General features: G+C 52.9%; 2 protein-coding genes. Both read right to left on the reverse strand.

Annotated elements, in window-relative coordinates; genetic code table 11:
- Positions 1 to 569, reverse strand: a 569-nt coding sequence (locus tag GTU76_RS29715; protein ID WP_246376191.1) for an IS3 family transposase, incomplete at its 3' end; no start/stop codon positions are given.
- Positions 570 to 610: 41 nt separating this feature from the next.
- Positions 611 to 910, reverse strand: a complete 300-nt coding sequence (locus GTU76_RS29720; RefSeq protein ID WP_034156570.1) for an IS3 family transposase — start codon at positions 908 to 910, stop codon at positions 611 to 613.
- Positions 911 to 977: the final 67 nt, after the last annotated feature.

A 977-nucleotide genomic window follows, 5' to 3' on the forward strand; every position in this document is an offset into this window, starting at 1 on the left:
TCCGCCAGGGTTTCACGAAATACTTTACTGCTGTAATGACAGCCCTGATCCGAATGAAACATTAGGTTTTCAGGGCGTCCTCGCGACTCGAAAGCCATCTTTAACGCTCGACAGGTCAGAGCTGAATCCGGACTTCTGGACATCGCCCAGCCGACGATGCGCCGGGCATGCAGATCAAGTACAGCAGCCAGATAAACCCAGTAAGTACCGGCCCAAATGTAAGTCACGTCGCCACACCACACTTGATTGGGCGCCTCGACATTGAATTTACGCTGCAAATGATTGGGGGCGTATTGCGCCTCCGCACCGCTGGGTTTGTAACGATGCCTGCGCCGTTGCTGGCTCTTCAACCCGAGCTCGCGCATCAGGCTACGAGCCATGTAACGACCCACCGACTCTTTTTCGTTACATAGCGCCTTTGACAGGCTGCGCGCGCCCATTGAGCCGCGACTTTGCTCATGTAATTCAGCAGCTTTGATCTTTAGGCGATTGCGCCCGTCATCTACTTTCGCCCGCTGTTTCAGACGCTCGTAATAACTGCTGCGGTTGATTCCAAATACAACGCACAACTCGGATCTTGAATATTGCTCGCTTAACTCCTCGACCAGCCTTACCGATCGAGGGAATCCGACATCAAGAGAGCTGTAGCCTTTTTTAAAATTTCCTTCTCGCGCTCAATCCGTCGAATTGTTGCTTCCAGTTCCTGGATGCGTTGTTGGTCAACGGTCATGGCCTTGGACTTCTCAGGCGTCTTGCCGCTGCGCTCCGCACGCAGTTGCTCAACCCAGCGGCGCAGAGCTGTAGGGCCCACGCCCATTGCTTCGCAGGCTTCACTAACCGAATAGTCTTTATCCAAAACCAGGCAAGCCGCATCCCGTTTGAAATCTGTCGAAAAATATCGTCTGGTCAAATCACACCTCGTCGTTGGGCGTAGATTAACGCCCTTTAGGGGTGTCCAGAATCATTAAGCCAGATCA

This window comes from Pseudomonas crudilactis (genome assembly GCF_013433315.1).
GTDB classification, from domain to species: Bacteria; Pseudomonadota; Gammaproteobacteria; order Pseudomonadales; family Pseudomonadaceae; genus Aquipseudomonas; species Aquipseudomonas crudilactis.